The 17,208-nt window shown below is 38.2% G+C and carries 19 protein-coding genes; all 19 read right to left on the reverse strand.

Annotation, left to right across the window (positions count from 1 at the left end; genetic code table 11):
- Positions 1 to 4 precede the first annotated feature (4 nt).
- Positions 5 to 718 carry a demethylmenaquinone methyltransferase gene (locus tag J2S78_RS09195; RefSeq protein ID WP_306898006.1) on the reverse strand — a complete coding sequence of 238 codons (714 nt, stop codon included), beginning with the start codon at positions 716 to 718 and terminating at the stop codon, positions 5 to 7.
- Positions 719 to 734: 16 nt separating this feature from the next.
- Positions 735 to 1,547: a heptaprenyl diphosphate synthase component 1 gene (locus J2S78_RS09200; protein WP_306898008.1), complete on the reverse strand. Its 813-nt coding sequence runs from the start codon at positions 1,545 to 1,547 to the stop codon at positions 735 to 737.
- A 129-nt stretch (positions 1,548 to 1,676) separates the two neighbouring features.
- Entirely contained in the window at positions 1,677 to 1,895 is a 219-nt protein-coding gene (mtrB, locus tag J2S78_RS09205) for a trp RNA-binding attenuation protein MtrB (RefSeq protein ID WP_306898009.1), read from the reverse strand.
- Between the two features lie 19 nt (positions 1,896 to 1,914).
- The gene (gene folE, locus J2S78_RS09210; RefSeq protein ID WP_306898011.1) at positions 1,915 to 2,484 is read right to left on the reverse strand and encodes a GTP cyclohydrolase I FolE; all 570 of its coding nucleotides are present in this window, start codon (positions 2,482 to 2,484) and stop codon (positions 1,915 to 1,917) included.
- A 182-nt stretch (positions 2,485 to 2,666) separates the two neighbouring features.
- A complete protein-coding gene (gene spoIVA / locus J2S78_RS09215) occupies positions 2,667 to 4,148 on the reverse strand; it encodes a stage IV sporulation protein A (RefSeq protein ID WP_125555503.1) in 1,482 nt (493 codons plus the stop codon).
- Between the two features lie 130 nt (positions 4,149 to 4,278).
- Complete coding sequence (locus J2S78_RS09220; RefSeq protein ID WP_306898013.1) at positions 4,279 to 5,007, reverse strand: YphF family lipoprotein; 729 nt, start codon at positions 5,005 to 5,007, stop codon at positions 4,279 to 4,281.
- Between the two features lie 61 nt (positions 5,008 to 5,068).
- Complete coding sequence (locus J2S78_RS09225; RefSeq protein WP_306898014.1) at positions 5,069 to 5,263, reverse strand: DUF2768 domain-containing protein; 195 nt, start codon at positions 5,261 to 5,263, stop codon at positions 5,069 to 5,071.
- Positions 5,264 to 5,786: 523 nt separating this feature from the next.
- Positions 5,787 to 6,050, reverse strand: coding sequence for a stage VI sporulation protein F (locus tag J2S78_RS09230; RefSeq protein WP_125555505.1), 264 nt, complete (start codon positions 6,048 to 6,050; stop codon positions 5,787 to 5,789).
- A gap of 76 nt (positions 6,051 to 6,126) precedes the next feature.
- Complete coding sequence (locus J2S78_RS09235; protein WP_306898015.1) at positions 6,127 to 7,167, reverse strand: NAD(P)H-dependent glycerol-3-phosphate dehydrogenase; 1,041 nt, start codon at positions 7,165 to 7,167, stop codon at positions 6,127 to 6,129.
- A gap of 19 nt (positions 7,168 to 7,186) precedes the next feature.
- Positions 7,187 to 7,870, reverse strand: a complete 684-nt coding sequence (gene plsY, locus J2S78_RS09240; protein ID WP_370871549.1) for a glycerol-3-phosphate 1-O-acyltransferase PlsY — start codon at positions 7,868 to 7,870, stop codon at positions 7,187 to 7,189.
- A gap of 10 nt (positions 7,871 to 7,880) precedes the next feature.
- The gene (gene der / locus J2S78_RS09245) at positions 7,881 to 9,194 is read right to left on the reverse strand and encodes a ribosome biogenesis GTPase Der (RefSeq protein WP_306898017.1); all 1,314 of its coding nucleotides are present in this window, start codon (positions 9,192 to 9,194) and stop codon (positions 7,881 to 7,883) included.
- Positions 9,195 to 9,335: 141 nt separating this feature from the next.
- On the reverse strand, positions 9,336 to 9,935 hold the full coding sequence (locus J2S78_RS09250) for a YphA family membrane protein (protein WP_306898018.1): 600 nt from the start codon (positions 9,933 to 9,935) through the stop codon (positions 9,336 to 9,338).
- 93 nt (positions 9,936 to 10,028) lie between these two features.
- Entirely contained in the window at positions 10,029 to 11,081 is a 1,053-nt protein-coding gene (gene fni, locus J2S78_RS09255; RefSeq protein ID WP_306898019.1) for a type 2 isopentenyl-diphosphate Delta-isomerase, read from the reverse strand.
- A gap of 13 nt (positions 11,082 to 11,094) precedes the next feature.
- Complete coding sequence (gene rpsA / locus J2S78_RS09260; RefSeq protein WP_306898020.1) at positions 11,095 to 12,249, reverse strand: 30S ribosomal protein S1; 1,155 nt, start codon at positions 12,247 to 12,249, stop codon at positions 11,095 to 11,097.
- 86 nt (positions 12,250 to 12,335) lie between these two features.
- The gene (locus tag J2S78_RS09265) at positions 12,336 to 12,932 is read right to left on the reverse strand and encodes a lysophospholipid acyltransferase family protein (protein ID WP_306898022.1); all 597 of its coding nucleotides are present in this window, start codon (positions 12,930 to 12,932) and stop codon (positions 12,336 to 12,338) included.
- On the reverse strand, positions 12,929 to 13,606 hold the full coding sequence (cmk, locus tag J2S78_RS09270) for a (d)CMP kinase (protein ID WP_306898024.1): 678 nt from the start codon (positions 13,604 to 13,606) through the stop codon (positions 12,929 to 12,931). The genes J2S78_RS09265 and cmk overlap by 4 nt, the downstream gene beginning before the upstream one ends.
- A 103-nt stretch (positions 13,607 to 13,709) precedes the next feature.
- Positions 13,710 to 14,408 (reverse strand): flagellar brake protein, encoded by a 699-nt coding sequence (locus tag J2S78_RS09275; RefSeq protein ID WP_306898025.1) that lies wholly within the window; start codon positions 14,406 to 14,408, stop codon positions 13,710 to 13,712.
- 276 nt (positions 14,409 to 14,684) lie between these two features.
- Positions 14,685 to 16,037 (reverse strand): germination protein YpeB, encoded by a 1,353-nt coding sequence (gene ypeB, locus J2S78_RS09280; RefSeq protein WP_306898026.1) that lies wholly within the window; start codon positions 16,035 to 16,037, stop codon positions 14,685 to 14,687.
- A gap of 17 nt (positions 16,038 to 16,054) precedes the next feature.
- Complete coding sequence (gene sleB, locus J2S78_RS09285; protein WP_306898027.1) at positions 16,055 to 17,065, reverse strand: spore cortex-lytic enzyme; 1,011 nt, start codon at positions 17,063 to 17,065, stop codon at positions 16,055 to 16,057.
- Between the last annotated feature and the right edge of the window lie 143 nt (positions 17,066 to 17,208).

Here is a 17,208-nt window from a genome sequence, read left to right on the forward strand (position 1 = left end):
CTCTTCAGACAGAACCCATTTTTCTCGCAAAATGAGCGGCAGCAGTGCCCATAGTAAAAGGGGTTACATCCACATGATTAAATCCCGCCTCAAAAAACATAACTGCTAGTGAACTTTTATTAGGAAAAGACATAGTCGATTCCTGCAGCCATGAATATTCCTTATAATTTCCAGCAAGATACTTTCCAAGAAGAGGCATAATATGCGTAAAGTAAACGGAATACATTCTATTAATTTTTTTATTTTCAGGTTGAGATGTTTCAAGGCAAACAGCAAGTCCATTCGGTTTTAATACACGGTGTATTTCATTTAGTACTGTTTGATAATCAGATACATTACGAAGTCCAAAACCAATCGTTACAAAATCAAATGATTCATCATTATAAGGCAATTCCATTGCGTTTCCGGGCATCAACTCTACATTAGATAGACGTTCTTTCTGAATCTTTTTTTTTCCGATAGAAAGCATATTGTCACTAAAATCCAGACCGACGACATGTCCACTGTTTCCTGCTGCTTTAGCTAATTCAATCGTCCATTCTGCAGTACCACAACAAACATCCAAAGCCGTTGCTCCTTCAAAAACATCCATCGACTGCATCGTTTTCTTACGCCACGACTTATGAAGCTGAAAGCTAATAACAGAATTCATTCGATCGTATTTCGTATAAATGGTTTCAAAAACATCATGAACTCGTTCTTCCTTAGACTTTTGCACCTAATCCCTTCTTCCATTATTTGATCTCAAGTTTATTATCAAACGAAACCCATTCCTGCATTCTATCGTATAATGGCGTATTGTGAATAAATGAATATGTTTGCAGCTTATAGTATAGTTGTTGCTGCAGATGATATATTGTTTCTGACATCCATCTTTTTGTGTTACTAGGAGGCCATTCTCGGACTATCTCTTTCTCTTCTCCTTCTTGATAAGCATGAACAGCAAAAGTAAAGGCTGAGAGATATTTATTATTAGCCGGCTTTTGTTCATCAATAAGCTTTTTTAAAAGAAAAAATACTTCAGCGAGAGAACCAAGTTCTTGTTCTCCATAGTAGGTTGCGATTTCACTCAAAAAACTGCCTTCCACTGCATACAAACGATTCATGAGTTCCTCTTCCGTACGAATGTCATTAAAATGTAAACTCATTTTTTCTTCATTAATGATTTGAATGGCATTGCTAAAAACCGGTATGATACCGGAGTGTACTTCTTTTACGAGCATGGCGTGATATAAACTACTGAAAAAATCGCCGGCTAAAACAGTTAATTGTCTCGTTTTTTTTCGTTCTGGTTCATTTTCATTATGAGACTGTACTTTATCATGCGTTTCAAAAGCTGCTTGTACTAATAAAGCTGATAGAATTTGTTCTCTTTTATCTGATGGCAAAAGGGTTGAATACTGCATTATTTCCAAAAGAAAATAAATAATATCTTCTTCCACATCAACATCATCAATGTACTGCAATAGATAAGGGTGAGTCGTAACTTTTCGAAACTCATTTTCAATAATGTGCACTTCATGAAGTGATTGCTGCAAGTTCACCATGCCTCTCCCCCTATCTTTCTATATGTATGACCTTTATATTAATTAAAAATTGCGTTCAGCCTATTATAGCATAGAAACAAATAGCCCTGTACCCCGTAGGTTGACATAACGAGGCGCCAGGTGCCATTATTACTCTTCGGTTTTTACTTCTCCATGACTAGTTTGAATGAGCGCTTTTCCCCTTACTTTCACCGCGGAAGTATGTTCAGTAAATTGCGCAATCATCACTTCTCCCGTGTCCAGTTTTTCTGAATGATGAAAACGTGTATCTGTTCCCCTTGTCAAACCGATAACATTGACACCATCTTCTTCTGCCTTTATCACAAAAAAATCATCTTTATCAGACATTTTTGCGTACTCCTCCTTTTTATTTGCGATTAATTAATGATAGCACCTCGGCTCTTGAAGCCTCATCCTTTTCAAATGATCCTCGAACTGCAGAGGTTACGGTTTCGGTTCCGGGTTTTTGAATCCCTCTCATTGTCATACACATATGTTCTGCTTCCACTACGACTATTACACCGTGTGGATCTAATGTGTCTATTATCGTATCAGCTACTGTTGATGTAATTCTTTCTTGCAACTGTGGTCTTTTTGCTACTGTTTCAACAGTTCTTGCTAATTTGCTCAAACCAGTTACTTGTCCACCTTTTGGTATGTAGCCGACATGCGCCTTTCCGTAAAAGGGAACAAGATGGTGTTCACACATAGAATAAAACGGTATATCTCGAACTAGTACCAATTCTTCATGGTTTTCGCCAAAAACGGTTTTTAAATGTTCTGACTCATCTTCATGAAGTCCTTGGAAGACTTCTTCATACATTTTTGCTACTCGTTTAGGTGTATCAATTAATCCATTTCTGTCTGGATCTTCTCCGACTGCCTCTAGAATTAGTTTGACTGCTTCTTGTATTTTATCATGATTAACGGTAGACACTTTAATTTCCCCCTATCGACAGTAATGTGACCTTTGAAAAATTTTAGCATAAGGGTATATATAAAGCAAAGAATCAGTGCTTTTATCTCGATATTAGTTTACACATATTATATTATGTAAACTTAACTTAAACATAAAAAGAAACAGCTTCTTTATACTAAAGCTGCTTCTTTTTATAAAATTTAGAGGATAATAGCAATTAACCCTCCGGAACCTTCGTTAATAATTCTTTCTAACGTTTCTTTTAGCTTATACCTCGCATTTTCAGGCATGAGGGATAATTTGGCTTGAATCCCTTCTCTAACAATCGAATTTAACGATCTTCCGAAAATATCCGAATTCCATATCGATAAAGGATTTTCTTCAAAATCCTGCATTAAATAACGTACCAACTCTTCACTCTGTTTTTCTGTCCCAATAATTGGTGCAAACTCTGATTCCACGTCCACTTTAATCATATGAATGGACGGTGCAACCGCTTTAAGTCTGACACCGAACCGTGATCCTTGCTTTATAATTTCCGGCTCATCCAAGCTCATGTCAGTTAAAGCTGGTGCAGCAATACCATATCCCGTTTGTTTTACCATTTTCAATGCTTCACTTACTTGATCATATTCGCTTTTGGCATGAGCAAAATCCTGCATCAGATGGAGCAGGTGATCTTTGCCTCGTATTTCTTCACCGACAACCTCTTTTAGTATTCGGTCATATAAATGGTCTGGCGCAAACAAATCGATTTCAGCTATTCCTTGGCCCATCTCAATGCCCGCAAGTCCAGCTTCTTCAATAAATTCAAATTCCGTTGAAAATTGATGTACCACTCTATCAACGTCACGAAGACGTTTTATATCCTTTACTGTATTGCGAACCGATTGTTCATAATCTTGACGTAACCAATGGTTATCTCTTAAAACCATAACCCAACTTGGTAAATTTACATTAACTTCATGAACAGGAAATTCAAACAATACTTCTCTTAGCACATTGTGTATGTCGTGCTCAGTCATGCTTTCAACACTTAGGGCTAACACCGGAATATCATGTGTTTCCGAAAGTTCCTGTCGAAGCGACTCCGTTTCCGGGTGATGAGGGCGTACCGAATTAATAATCATAATATAGGGTTTTCCAACTTCATTTAATTCTTCTATCACACGTTCTTCTGCTTCTAAATAATCAACCCTTGGGATATCTCCTATTGTTCCATCTGAAGTGATGACAACGCCGAGTGTGGAATGTTCTTGAATGACTTTCCTCGTTCCGATTTCAGCCGCTTCCTGAAAAGGGATAGGCTCTTCATACCACGGTGTATTAATCATTCGTGGTCCGTTTTCGTCCTCATACCCTTTTGCACCATCTACAGCATAACCAACACAATCAACGAGCCGGACATTCACATCCAGCCCTTCATCAACTTCTAGTGATACAGCAGTATTTGGTACGAATTTCGGTTCCGTTGTCATAATCGTTCTACCGGCTGCACTTTGTGGTAATTCATCTTTAGCCCTCGCTTTATCTGCTTCACTTCCCATATTCGGAAGCACTACGAGTTCCATGAATTTTTTAATAAAAGTGGATTTACCGGTACGGACGGCCCCGACTACTCCTAAATAAATATCTCCTCCAGTCCGTTCTGCGATATCTTTAAAGATATCAACTTTTTCCACTAGATCCCCTCCTGTTCAATATAATTCCGATACCGGTCTTACATGTATGACAATATATATTTATGATTGTCTCAGGAAGATATGACCTATTTTGTGTTTGTGTGAATTAAAACTTTTTCAAGATTGTAAGTTATTCCTCTTGTTTAAACGTTGGTTCTTTCTTTTCATCTAACGTATACGGTACAGAAAACGCAGGGACAATAGGATAATTTCTAGTTAAGACAGCACGAATATCGTCGCCTTCTTCAAAGTCATGATCGAAGTCTTGAAGAGCAATATTTATATCTATAGCATAGTCTATTCTCACTTCTCCACGTTCATTCATTAACAACGGAAGGGACGTGTCATCGTGATAAGGGCTTTCGACTACCGTATCTCCATTATAATCGAGCCGGTCAAAATCAATTTCAAATAATCCAGGTCCTACAGACTCTTTAATTGGAGCATAATCATTTTCACCTATGTACATATTAATTGCTCTTTGTAATTCTTGGATGTTTCTCATCACACTTAAATCAATAACTTTAACTTCTGCTTTGTCTTCCGGATCAATGATGACATATTGATAGCTTCCACCATTTTCAAATGAATTACCTGGAGGCTCCTGCATATACCTTGGAATTAATTTGCCAAAATCTATAGTATACTTTTGATATGTAGGAGTCTCTTGTTCCGTTGTTTTAATTGGAAGAACATTGTTATCTTCACGAAATTGATCCAATGCTTGCTGCACCGATGAAAGTTGACTATCATATGGCACTTGGTTTTCAGCTCTTTCTCCCTGCGGAAACATGCAACCTGATAAAAGGAGAGCAAAACTTATGGATATCATAGTAATTATCTTTTTTGATCCGCTCACTCATTTGTCCCTCCTTAACGTATAGAGTAATTTTTATAATCACGTCATGCTTGATATATTGTTAGTCTGCAATTGGTCCTCTAACTACAATAATTAAAACAATCAGCCCTGCTACGATAAGACACATGAAGGAAAAGGTAAGGACTACAATCCTCCAAAACCCTGATAATTTTTGGGACAACATAGTGGACCCAACTGATACAAACATTAAAAAAATCCCAAAAAAAGCAAACCACATATTTTGTAAGGCTGTCATCTATTTTTGCCTCCTTTATTCAGACCACATTATAACATAACTATATCCCATGCGGCAGGTCATTAAATAAGGATTTACAGATGAAAATTGTCTAAAAAACACTAAAGAAGTTCGCCTAGGCTCCATCCTTTTTTAATCCTATATGGTAACTGAATGATCTGAGCTGCAGGCGGACGCTTTCCGCAAGATTGATCTTAGTCTCCTTTAAGCTCTTCGAAAGGGGGCGCTTCATGCTTTTCCCACTTGATTCAATCACCCTTTGATTCAGCTCACGTAGAGGATGCTGCCGCAACGTGCATCACCTTCATTGTCAAAAGTTAACAGAAAACTCGCAGCGTCAGTACACGTTTACACTTACCCAACTTAAGAATAAGAAAGCCAGCCGGAATCGGGGCGAATCCGGCTGGCTTTGGCTATATTCTTTCCGTTTTTAGATACAGCCTTTGGTCTATTCTGTTTACTGTATTCATAAAAGTGACTATTGGAATGAGCATATGCCTTTGAAGCATAAAGAAATATGCAATTATTTTGATTGGAACCATTTACTTAATGAAGCCAAATCAAGCGGGACGTTATTGTTCATAATTGCTTTTACTAAGTCATCTTCCTGTTTGCGTGATACATTCTTGCCAGCCAGCTTGGCTACATCACCTATAACCTTTCGCACCGTGTTTTCGTCTTTAAAATCTGCACCATTTAATGATTGTACTAATTTAAGCAAATCATCCTGTTTCACATTCGTATTTTTCTCAATCTGATCAAAAATTGAATGTTGCTGATGTCTCATGCGGCTTCCTCCCTTAATCACTTGTCACGTTACTATATGCGTGATTTTGAAAGAAGTGCCTCGCCTAACCATCCCGTTATTCAAAGTCAGTTCCTAGAAGGAGAGACATGTTTTCCACCTCATGCTTTCTCACTCTACCCATAAGTTGTTGTACCGCAACCTCTGGTTTTTTATTTTCAAACAAGACATCATATAAAGCCGTTGTAATTGGCATATCGACATCGATATCATTAGCCAATTCATAAACAGCTTTGGTCGTCCGCACACCTTCTACAACCATTCCCATTTCTTCAAGTACTGTTTGTAAATCATTACCGCTTCCTAACTTATAACCAGCTCTCCAGTTACGACTATGTTGGCTAATACATGTAACTATTAAATCACCCAACCCCGATAAGCCCGTAAAAGTAAGTGGATTTGCACCCAGCTTAACACCAAGGCGTGCAATTTCAGCCAACCCTCTAGTCATTAACGCGGCCTTCGCATTATCGCCATAACCCAACCCATCGGTCATTCCGATACCTAAGGCTATAATATTTTTTAAAGCTCCACCTAGTTCCACGCCAATTAAATCTTGATTTGTATATACTCGAAATTGGTTGTTCATAAAAAGTTCCTGTACATCTTCAGCGGCTTCCATGATATGTGAAGACACTGTAACAGTAGTAGGTTGTCTTTCACAAACTTCTTCAGCATGGCTTGGACCAGACAATACGACCGTAGCTTTAGCTTTTGTTTCTAACAATTCTTCTTCCATCATTTCAGAAATACGTTTGGACGTACCAGGTTCAATTCCTTTAGAAGCGTGAATTAATACAGTATTTTTATGTACAAATGTACGTATTTGATGAATCATTTCCCTAACAGCTTTGGTTGGAACAACTAATAAAATGTAATCTGCACCATTTATGCAATACTCTAGATCAGCCGATGCTTGTATAGCTGCAGGAAGTTCAAATCCTGGTAAGTACTTATGATTCGTTCTATTCTGATTTATCTCTGTTGCTTGTTCTTCTCTTCTCGTCCACAATCTAACATCGTGATTATTATCAGCTAGCACTCCGGCTAGGGCTGTTCCCCAACTTCCCGCACCAATAACAGCGATTTTTTCACTCATAACGAACCACCTTTATGAATTATGAAATCTTTTTGCCGATCTTGTTTTCGGTCCCTTTCAACAATCGTTCTACATTTGTTCGATGCTTCCAAATGGTCAGCAATCCAAAAACAGCTGTTAAATAAAAATAAGGGTCTGGGTGCCCATAGTGTGATTTTGTGAATCCTATTAGTATGGGAGTTCCCACCGCAAAAATGAGAGAGCCGAGGGAAACATATCTTGTTAAAACAATCGCCAAAATAGCAACTATACCAACATAAATGGATGGAAAGAAAACAAGACTGGCTACCACTCCAATTGTTGTAGCGACTCCTTTACCACCTTTAAAACCATAATAAATCGGCCAATTATGCCCTAAAATAGCTGCAGCTCCCGCCATTGCAGATGCCAGCCCTTCTATTTCACCTAATGTGGTGAATGTGGGCAATACTTCTGTTAACTCCAGCCATTTTGCTATCCATACCGCTGCCACACCTTTTAATACATCAAGAGAGAGCACTAAAATTGCCGGCCCTTTCCCCAAAACTCTTAATATATTGGTAGCACCCGCATTGCCACTTCCATGTTTTCGAATATCAATTTTTTTTACTTTCCTAGCAATAACGTAGCTAAAGCTGATAGAACCTAGTAAATAAGCAATAATAATAGAAATGATAAGTTCCACAAGGATTCTCCTTTTCTCTCTTGCGGTTACATCATTCATTGAAACGAATTCAGTCGTTTTTCTTTCTCGCTAATACTTTTAACGGAGTCGCTTCAAATTGAAAGGCTTCCCGCAGTCTATTTTCTAAATATCTCCTATATGAAAAATGTAATAACTCCGGATCGTTCACAAACAAAACAATCGTTGGAGGTCCTACAGCAACTTGTGTTGCGTAATTAATTCTTAAACGTCTGTTTGCTTCAGTCGGTGTTGGATTCATAATTACCGCATCCAAAATAACATCATTTAACACGTTAGTCGGCACTCGTAGTTTATGATTATCCGCTGCCTGTTTGACCATAGGAAGCAAATGTTGCATACGCTTTTGTGTTTTTGCAGATAAAAACAAAATTGGCGCGTATGACAAAAATTGAAATCCATCTCTAACCTTCTCTTCAAATTCAGACATCGTTTTATCGTCCTTATCCACTGCATCCCATTTATTGACGATGATGATAATAGCCCTTCCGGCATCATCTGCATATCCGGCTATTTTTTTGTCTTGTTCTCTAATACCTTCTTCAATGTCAAGAACCATTAAAACAACATCTGAACGTTCCATCGCTCGCAAAGCTCGTAAAACACTGTATTTTTCCGTATTTTCGTATACTTTACCTCGTTTTCTCATCCCTGCTGTATCAATTAATGCATATTCCTGGTTATCTCTTTCAAAAACGGTATCGACTGCATCTCTCGTCGTTCCTGGGATATCGCTTACAATCACTCTCTCTTCTCCAAGCACTGCATTAACAATGGATGATTTGCCGACATTGGGTCTACCAATCACCGACATACGAATAGTATCTTCGTCATATTCTACTTCATCTTTTTCTGGAAAATGATGAATAACAGCATCAAGCATATCTCCTATTCCAAGTCCGTGGGACCCTGAAACAGGATATACATCTTCTATCCCCAACGCATAAAATTCGTAAATTAATTGTTCCATTTCATGATTATCTATTTTGTTGACAGCGAGAACAACCGGTTTGTTTGATCGGTGAAGAATGGCAGAAACTTCTTCGTCTGCACCTGTTATGCCATCTCTTCCATTGGCTAAAAATATAATAACATCAGCTTCATTAATAGCCAATTCTGCTTGTTGTTTCATTTGCGAAAATAAAGGCTCGTCTCCTAAATCTATGCCGCCTGTGTCTATAACATGAAACTCTTTGTTAGTCCATTCGGCTTTGCTGTATATTCGGTCACGCGTCACTCCTGGAATATCTTCTACAATCGCCATACGTTCTCCTATAATGCGATTAAATATCGTCGATTTTCCAACGTTTGGTCGGCCTACTATTGCAACGACGGGGTTTGGCATATATGTTCTATCCTTTCTGCTTAAAAAACACATTCATTCTATAATCAAAGTATTTTTAGGTTATATTTAAAAAGTAAATCTGTAAGGTAATTTTTACTATCATACCAATAAAACAACTTTCTTATTTTAGCAGATGAATCGTCATTGAGGCAAGTTTATATTACGAGGAGATATCAACCGCTGCAGATGTAGCAAAAGAACACTTAACATATTCCATCCATAAATGAATGAAATCATTAGAATGATATATTGTAAGATAAAATCCTGCCCCAAATAAACTGTAGAAGTTAACGGATATAAATGAATTTGATACAATATTTCTCCGGCAGATGAAGCTATTGTCACAATGGACAATCTTTCTTTAAAGTGTTTACTAAAAATAAAAAGTAAAAATGAAAAGCTGAACGCATAAGTAAAATAGTGCCCAAACAAAAATAGGATTGGTTCATACCACTCAGTCATTCTCATGGAAGCAAATAAAAATGCAAATGCTGCCGCAATGATAAATGTTCGCCATTTTTTTCGTCCCTTACAAGTGGCAAGAAGCATAAAACCAGCTAAACACAGAATAAGAAAAGATGGTCTGATAATAACAGTTTCAGTCGACCACTCCAATGGAAAAGTTATAATCAACCACAATATAAAAATCGTTGTTAACAACCGAAACTTATCTTTTGATGCTAAAAAAGTCTGAAACAGCCACAAATACCACAATAACGTTAAATAAATAATCCCACTCATTTTTTTCCTTTTTTTATTCATAGTCTTATCAATCAAACCATTTTTTAAACAAAAATTGGTTTATCCTTTTTGATAAACCAATTTTTGTTCAGATTATGCGCGCTGGCTGTATTTTTTCGTATCGACTCCTCTTTCTTTCAACCATTCTCTTGAACTACCTGTTATAACTAACGGAGCTCTTTTCAAGTCCGTAATGTTCTCTGCACCAACTGCAGCCATTATCATACTTAATTCACGAAGGCACCTTTCGATAAATTGTTCTGCTCCTGCTTGTCCACCTTGTTGTACTGCTGCTAATATATTTCCTGCCATACCGCCTGCATCAGCTCCAAGCGCTATCGCTTTAGCTACATCTGCTCCATTTCTGATTCCACCAGAACCAATAATCGACAAAGAAGTGTCTTCGTCCACGGATTCTACTATAGAAGTGACAGTAGATATGCCCCATTCATTGAAGAATTGAAATGGTGCTGTTCTTCGCTCGTTTTCAATCGAAGCAAAATTAGTTCCACCATTCCCTCCTGTATCAATGGTCGTAATACCAGAATCTTTTAATTTTCTGACTACCTCGCCTGACAGACCAAATCCAACTTCTTTAACAATTACTGGTACGTCTATAGCTTCAGTAACTGCACGAATACGGTCTAAAGCTCCTGTAAAGTCTCGATCCCCTTCTGGCATAACTAGCTCTTGAATCACATTAAGATGAATTTGCAAGGCATCAGCTTGAAGCATTTCTACAGCTTGCTTTGCTTGACTAATTGTTAATTCACTTCCAAGGTTAGCAAAAATCACTCCATCTTTATGGTGTTTCCTCACCGTCTCATATGTATTTTGTTCGTTGGAATCTTTAAGTGCAGCCATTTGAGAACCCACAGCCATAGCAATTCCTGTGTTATTTGCAGCAGCTGCTAAACGGCTATTGATAACTTCCGTTTCATTACCGCCGCCTCCTGTCATCGCATTAATAATAATCGGCGAACTTAAAGAAAGTTCGCCGATTTTTACAGATAAATCAACATTAGAGACAGAAGTTTCCGGCAAGCTGTTATGAACGAAATGAACATCATCAAAGCTGTTCGTTTGTTGAACTCCGCTCGCTAGTGCATAGTTAATGTGATCTTTTTTTCGTTCAGCTCGTGACACTTCACCAAACTCCTTATTCTTTATACTTTTTTAGTTTATCTCCAATCATATCTCCTAGGGAAAAACCAGAATGATCTTCTTCTGGTGCTTCATATTCGTTTAAAACTTTCTCATCAGGAGTGTCTTCCCTTTCAAGCTCACGAATACTTAAAGAAATACGTTGTTCTGCTGGGTTGATATCCAACACTTTCGCATTAACCGATTGACCTTCTTCAAGAACTTCGTCTGGTGTACCGATATGTCGGTTAGCTATTTGTGAAATGTGAACAAGTCCTTCAACACCCGGAGCTACTTCGACAAATGCTCCAAACGAAACTAAACGTTTAACTGTTCCCTCGATAATATCTCCCGGTTCCATTTGTCCTTCAATCGTAGTCCATGGACCAGGAAGCGTTTCTTTTATTGAAAGAGAAACCCTTTCGCTCTCGGAATCAACCGCAAGAATTTTAACGTCAATTTGATCTCCTTCATTGACAATCTCACCGGGGGATTCTACGCGATGATGAGCCATTTGAGAAATATGAACGAGACCGTCAACGCCTCCAATATCAACAAAAGCACCGAAATCGGTTAACCTTTGTACTGTTCCTTTGACAACATCACCTACTTGAAGCTTGTCTAATAAATCTTTCTTTTGGGATTCTACTTCTTCATCTAAAACAGCTCTTTGAGACAAAATAAGTTTATTATCATCAGGATCAATTTCTGCGATTTTCAACCGCAGAGTACGACCTTTGTACTCACTGAAGTCTTCAACAAAGTGACGTTCAACAAGGGAAGCAGGAATAAATCCTCGCACTCCTAAGTCCACAACAAGTCCACCTTTGACTACTTCTGCTACTTCTGCTTCAATAATTTCTTCAGCATTAAATTTGTCTTGTAATTCTCCCCATGCTTTGTCAGCAAGTGCAGCACGACGGGATAAAACAAGTTCATCATCTTCTACTTTTGTAACTTTACATTCTAACTCATCACCTTCAACTAGAATGTCGCTCACTTTTTCTACATGCAGGCTTGACAACTCGCTTATCGGTATAACGGCATCTACTTTATATCCAGCATCTGCATATGCCTGTTTTTCTTCTACTTTTGTAATCTTCGCTGTTACGAGTTCTCCTACATTTAAATCTCTCATACCTGCTAGCTCATTGTTCATTTCATCTACCATGACAACTGCCTCCTTCGCTATCCTTAGAGAACTTCAAATCATTTAATATCATAAATTCTTATGCTAAAAGAATTTACATGCTAATCTTAATTTTTTATTTCTTCTATATGTTTTTCTTTTAATGCTTGGATTCCACCCATTATTTTTTTGGTAGCCTCTGCTGCATTCACTTTTTCATCCCGAAGTTCCTGGAAGTTCATGGGTTCACCATAAGCGATAGTAATCTTGCCAAATGGCTTATACGGACCAAAAATGACGACCGGAACAACTGCCGCTTTGGATCGGATTGCAAAAAATCCTGAACCCGATAACCCCTCGCCAATTTCTCCCGTCTTGCTCCTTGTACCCTCTGGAAAGAGACATAAAACTTCTCCTTCTTCAAGTAAATGCAATCCTTTACGCAATGATTGGCGATCTCCAACTCCTCTTTTTACCGGAAATGCCCCCAATGACGATAATAACGGCCCTACAATTTTTTTACTAAAAAGTTCTTGTTTTGCCATAAAGCGTATTTTACGCTTCATAAATGTTCCGACTAATGGTGGATCCAAATTGCTAATATGATTGGAACAAAGTAAAACAGGACCGTCAGCCGGTATATTATCCTTTCCGATGACGGTGACTCGTGTGAAGAGAGAAAAAAACAACTTGCACAACGTTTTGCCTACAGGATAAAGGTTCATAAAATACGAATCCTTTCTTCGGCTAAATTAATAACACGACTTGCGACCTCTTCAGCGGATAGTTTGGTAGTATCAATCTCTATTGCATCTTCCGCTTTAATTAACGGAGATATTTCTCGACTGGCATCTTTTTCATCCCGAGATTGAATATCACGCCTAATCGTTTCTAAATCGGAGCTTCTTCCTTTATCAACGTGTTCATCATGACGTCGTTTTGCCCTCTGTTCAACAGAAGCTATTAAGTAAACTTTCAACTCCGCATCAGGTAGTACCGTAGTTCCAATATCTCTACCGTCTAAAACGGCCCCTTTCCCTTCAGCAAGCAGTTGTTGTTTCTTTACCATTTGCTCTCTCACTCCAGCATGAGCCGAGACGTCAGAGACCGCCGCAGTTACCTCGTTTGAACGAATCGCATCGGTTACTTCTTCTTGGTTAACAAATACCCTATTTCCTATAGAAGAAGGTTCTAAAACAATATTTGTATTTTGAAGCAATGCAGATAGACTCCAATCATCCTGGGTATCCATGTTGTTTTTTAAAGCGACCCATGCTAGAGCACGATACATGGCACCAGTATCAATATAAACATATTGTAATAGAGAGGCAACGGCTTTTGCCACCGTGCTTTTCCCCGCTCCAGCTGGTCCGTCAATAGCTATATTAATCTTATTCATAGTGCACCTCATTGTTACAATATGTAATGGTGTGATGAGAACGGTTGATTCTCTATAATTATTATCGATTATAGGTTATCATACCATAATCGTTTGAACAACTCTAACGATTCCGACTGTGACTATTAAGCCCAACTTGTAATTGTTGCTCGAAACAATATTTGATAATTTTTTGCCGATCAGCTTCATTTATTTTTTCAAATTTTAACGAACAACGATCATTTGTACCTGATTCTCCATGGGTTATTCGGATGACTTTACAGGATGCCTTTGCGTAATTAATGGCATCTTCTTCACCGGGCAACACAATCCATGTTTTAATCACATCTGCTTCTTTGAGACCGTAATTTGTAGGAAGCGATAAAGCCATTCCTCCTCCACTGATATCAACGGAAGAAGTTACAAAGGCAGGAAAATCTCTGTCTATAGAATCAACAGCAACGTCAATAGACGTGTCGATTCGAACATAATTTCGTCTTTGGATTCTTGTATATTGATCAAGTCCCGGGTCACTTAGTATTAGTGATCTAATTTTATCTTTTGATCTTCCCAATATTTCTGTTTTAAAAGAGTAAACAGCATTATCCGTTCCAATAAACCATCCATTCATCTGTTCCCCATCCATTAGGAAACTTGTTTGTCTCGTAGATTCATTTACAGGAGGATCTACAATAAAAGAATCCTCTTTTTTATCTATTAGTTTACAACGATATTTTTTCAGAGAATCAGCTGACCTTTGATTTTCTGTTATGTTCTCTTTAGTCATTAATTCTAAGTATATGGTGTCGCCTATATTTAACAATGTCATTCCCCCTAATAGAAACCAACAATACATTTGAAAGTAAATCAGCTTCTAAATGGAAAAAGAAGGAGCTGTCCCATAAGTCGGGATAGCTCTATTTTATTAAGCGATTCAGTTGAAATACAGGTAAATCCCTGCGGAAACAGCAATAGCTACGTCTCCCTCAGTTAGCGACTTTTGCTCACAAGAAAGCTAAAGCATTGCCCGCAGAAAGCGGAGTGTATATCAACTGGATAACCCGTTTTGGGACAGCCCCTTTTTTCCTTCATTTTTCTATTACATCGTATCATATACTGGTTCTGCATGCTTCATTTTTTCTACAATTTCCTCTTGCCCATCTTCAGCATTTATATATATTCGATACGTATCGTCATTTATTGTACCAAAAAACTCATAACAGAGCACTTCTTCTTCATTTTGATTCTCAATGACAGCTAAATGAGATTCCATAACTTCCACATTCGGATTAATTTTTTCTTGAGCCTCTTTTTTGCTTAAGACCGGTTCCATATTCTCTCTTTCCTTGTGATTTGCTACATATTCAACACCTTTATATCCAACTACTTCTCCATCATCTAAAGCTGTCTCAACATAAACACTCTCCGGATATATTCTTACGCCATCTAATACAGGTGCAAATTGAAAATTCCCAACCGTATCATATTGTTTACCGTCTATCATTTCCATGTTTTCAAATCCATTATCTTCTAAAAATTGGAGTCCCTTTTTCGAAGCCTTATTTAGACTTATTTCTTGGTCATCAATCGGTCTAGATTGCAAAAGCCATAGTGGATATCCTCCTCTTTTTGTCATATCCAAGTAGATGACATCCTCCCCTTCTGGCTCTTCTATCGTTAAAGCATACCCTTCAAATTCTAACGATTTCCCTAACTCTTCGACATCAACCTGCATAGACTCAGGAATATCAAGAAACTGTTTTGCTTTTTCTGCTGCCTCTTCTTTAGTAATTCGTTCTTTTTGTTTAATTTGTTCTGCTAATTCTTCATCTAAATCGGCCGAAAACCCTGTTTTTGTACCAATATCTGCTTCAGAATAACCTTTAGCCTTATCATCTATATTCTGGAATCCATTCACGATTGAATTATCCATCGGTTCTCCTTCAGACGACATGGCTTCTTCTGCTTCTGTCCACTTTAATTGATCTTTTATCGAGGAAGCTTGCAATTTTCTCAATTCTTGTTTGATTTCCCCGGATTGATCGTAATACGTTTGAAGTTGATTATACTCTTCATCTGACAGAGGTTCATTTCCTAAATCTCGAATCGTCGTTTCGTAACTAAAATCACCAATTTTATTGAGTAACGCTTCGGTCTCATGTAAAGCCATCATTCCGAGCGGAAGCTGCCCCAATTCACTTTGAGCCATAGAACTAATTCGCCATACGTCAGCAAGTGAACTCGAAAGTTGTTCTTTTGAATTCATCGCTAAGGTTGATCCGACTTCGTCTTGAATTTGATCGATATGAAACGTTAAATCGTGAAAAGCTCGTTGATAGTTATTTTCATTATTAACAAGCAGTGACTCCTTTTCACTTGCCTGGTTACTTCCCCAAATGCCCGTACCAATTAGGGCCACAGCAAGTAATCCTATTATCACATTACGAATCATTTATTCGTTCACCTCCATTATTCACTAAACCTGTGTTTCCCGATTTTTTTGATTGTTTCTCGTCCAAAAACCCAATCAGATGTTGCAGTATCAGGATTGTAATAATAAAGAGCCCCTTCCGAAGGATCTTGCCCATTCATAGCATCCAACACTGCTTTTCTTGCCTGTTCATTAGGTGTCATGTAAATTTGACCGTCAGCTACAGCCGTAAAAGCTCGCGGTTCAAAAATGACACCTGAGGCTGTATTTGGAAATTCCGCACTTTCAACCCGATTTATTATTACTGCAGCTACCGCTACCTGGCCTACATAAGGCTCTCCCCTTGCTTCTCCATAAACAGCATTCGACATAATTTGTACTTCATTTTCTGAATAGCCATTGGGAACATTCATTGCTTTTTGAATGTTTGCATCGTTAGACTGATTTTCATCAGCCTGCTCTGCAGTGTCTGATTGTTGGTCACTTTCAGGTGTAGAATTCTCACCGTTTTGACCTCCGCCTTGTTGTTTTCCTTTTCCATTTCCTCTATTATTGCCGTTTCTTTGTTGATTGTTAGGCTGCCCTCCGCTTTCTTTTTTGTTTTCGGGTTGAGGTTGTTGATCGGGAGTTTCATTTCCCGCACTTCCTTTTTCGCCTTTCTGTACATCTTTAGGCGTACCACCATAATGAGTGAACTCGCGCCCATTTTCTAAAGCTTCTTTAACGAACGCCTCATCGTATTCGGTTGATTTTTGAAGCATATTCTTCATGTCATCTCCAACTAGGCCATCCGTTTCGAGTCCAAACTCTTCTTGAAAATTTTTAACTGCCCAAAAAGTGGTCCATCCGTATACCCCATCAATTGTTCCGTCATAAAATCCGTTATGTTGCAATCTTGCTTGTAGTTCAACCACGTCATCACCCGTTGCTCCCTTTTGAATCAATTGCTCAGAAAAGGCATCTGCCGATTTATAGGGATAAGCAAAAGTTGTGATGAGTAGAATGAACGAAAAGACAATTAAACAGTTCCGGCGCTTCTGATGTAACATTGCTGTCTATACCTCCTTATACTTACATAACCCACTAAATCTTGAGGTTACGATTATTTTCTTCCAACTGCCCTTTTTTATTCATAGTCCACAAATTTTGAGTGATTTTAATGTAACTATAGAAAGACATGTAAAAAGCTCCT

This window comes from Salibacterium salarium (genome assembly GCF_030813635.1).
GTDB lineage: Bacteria > Bacillota > Bacilli > Bacillales > Marinococcaceae > Salibacterium > Salibacterium salarium.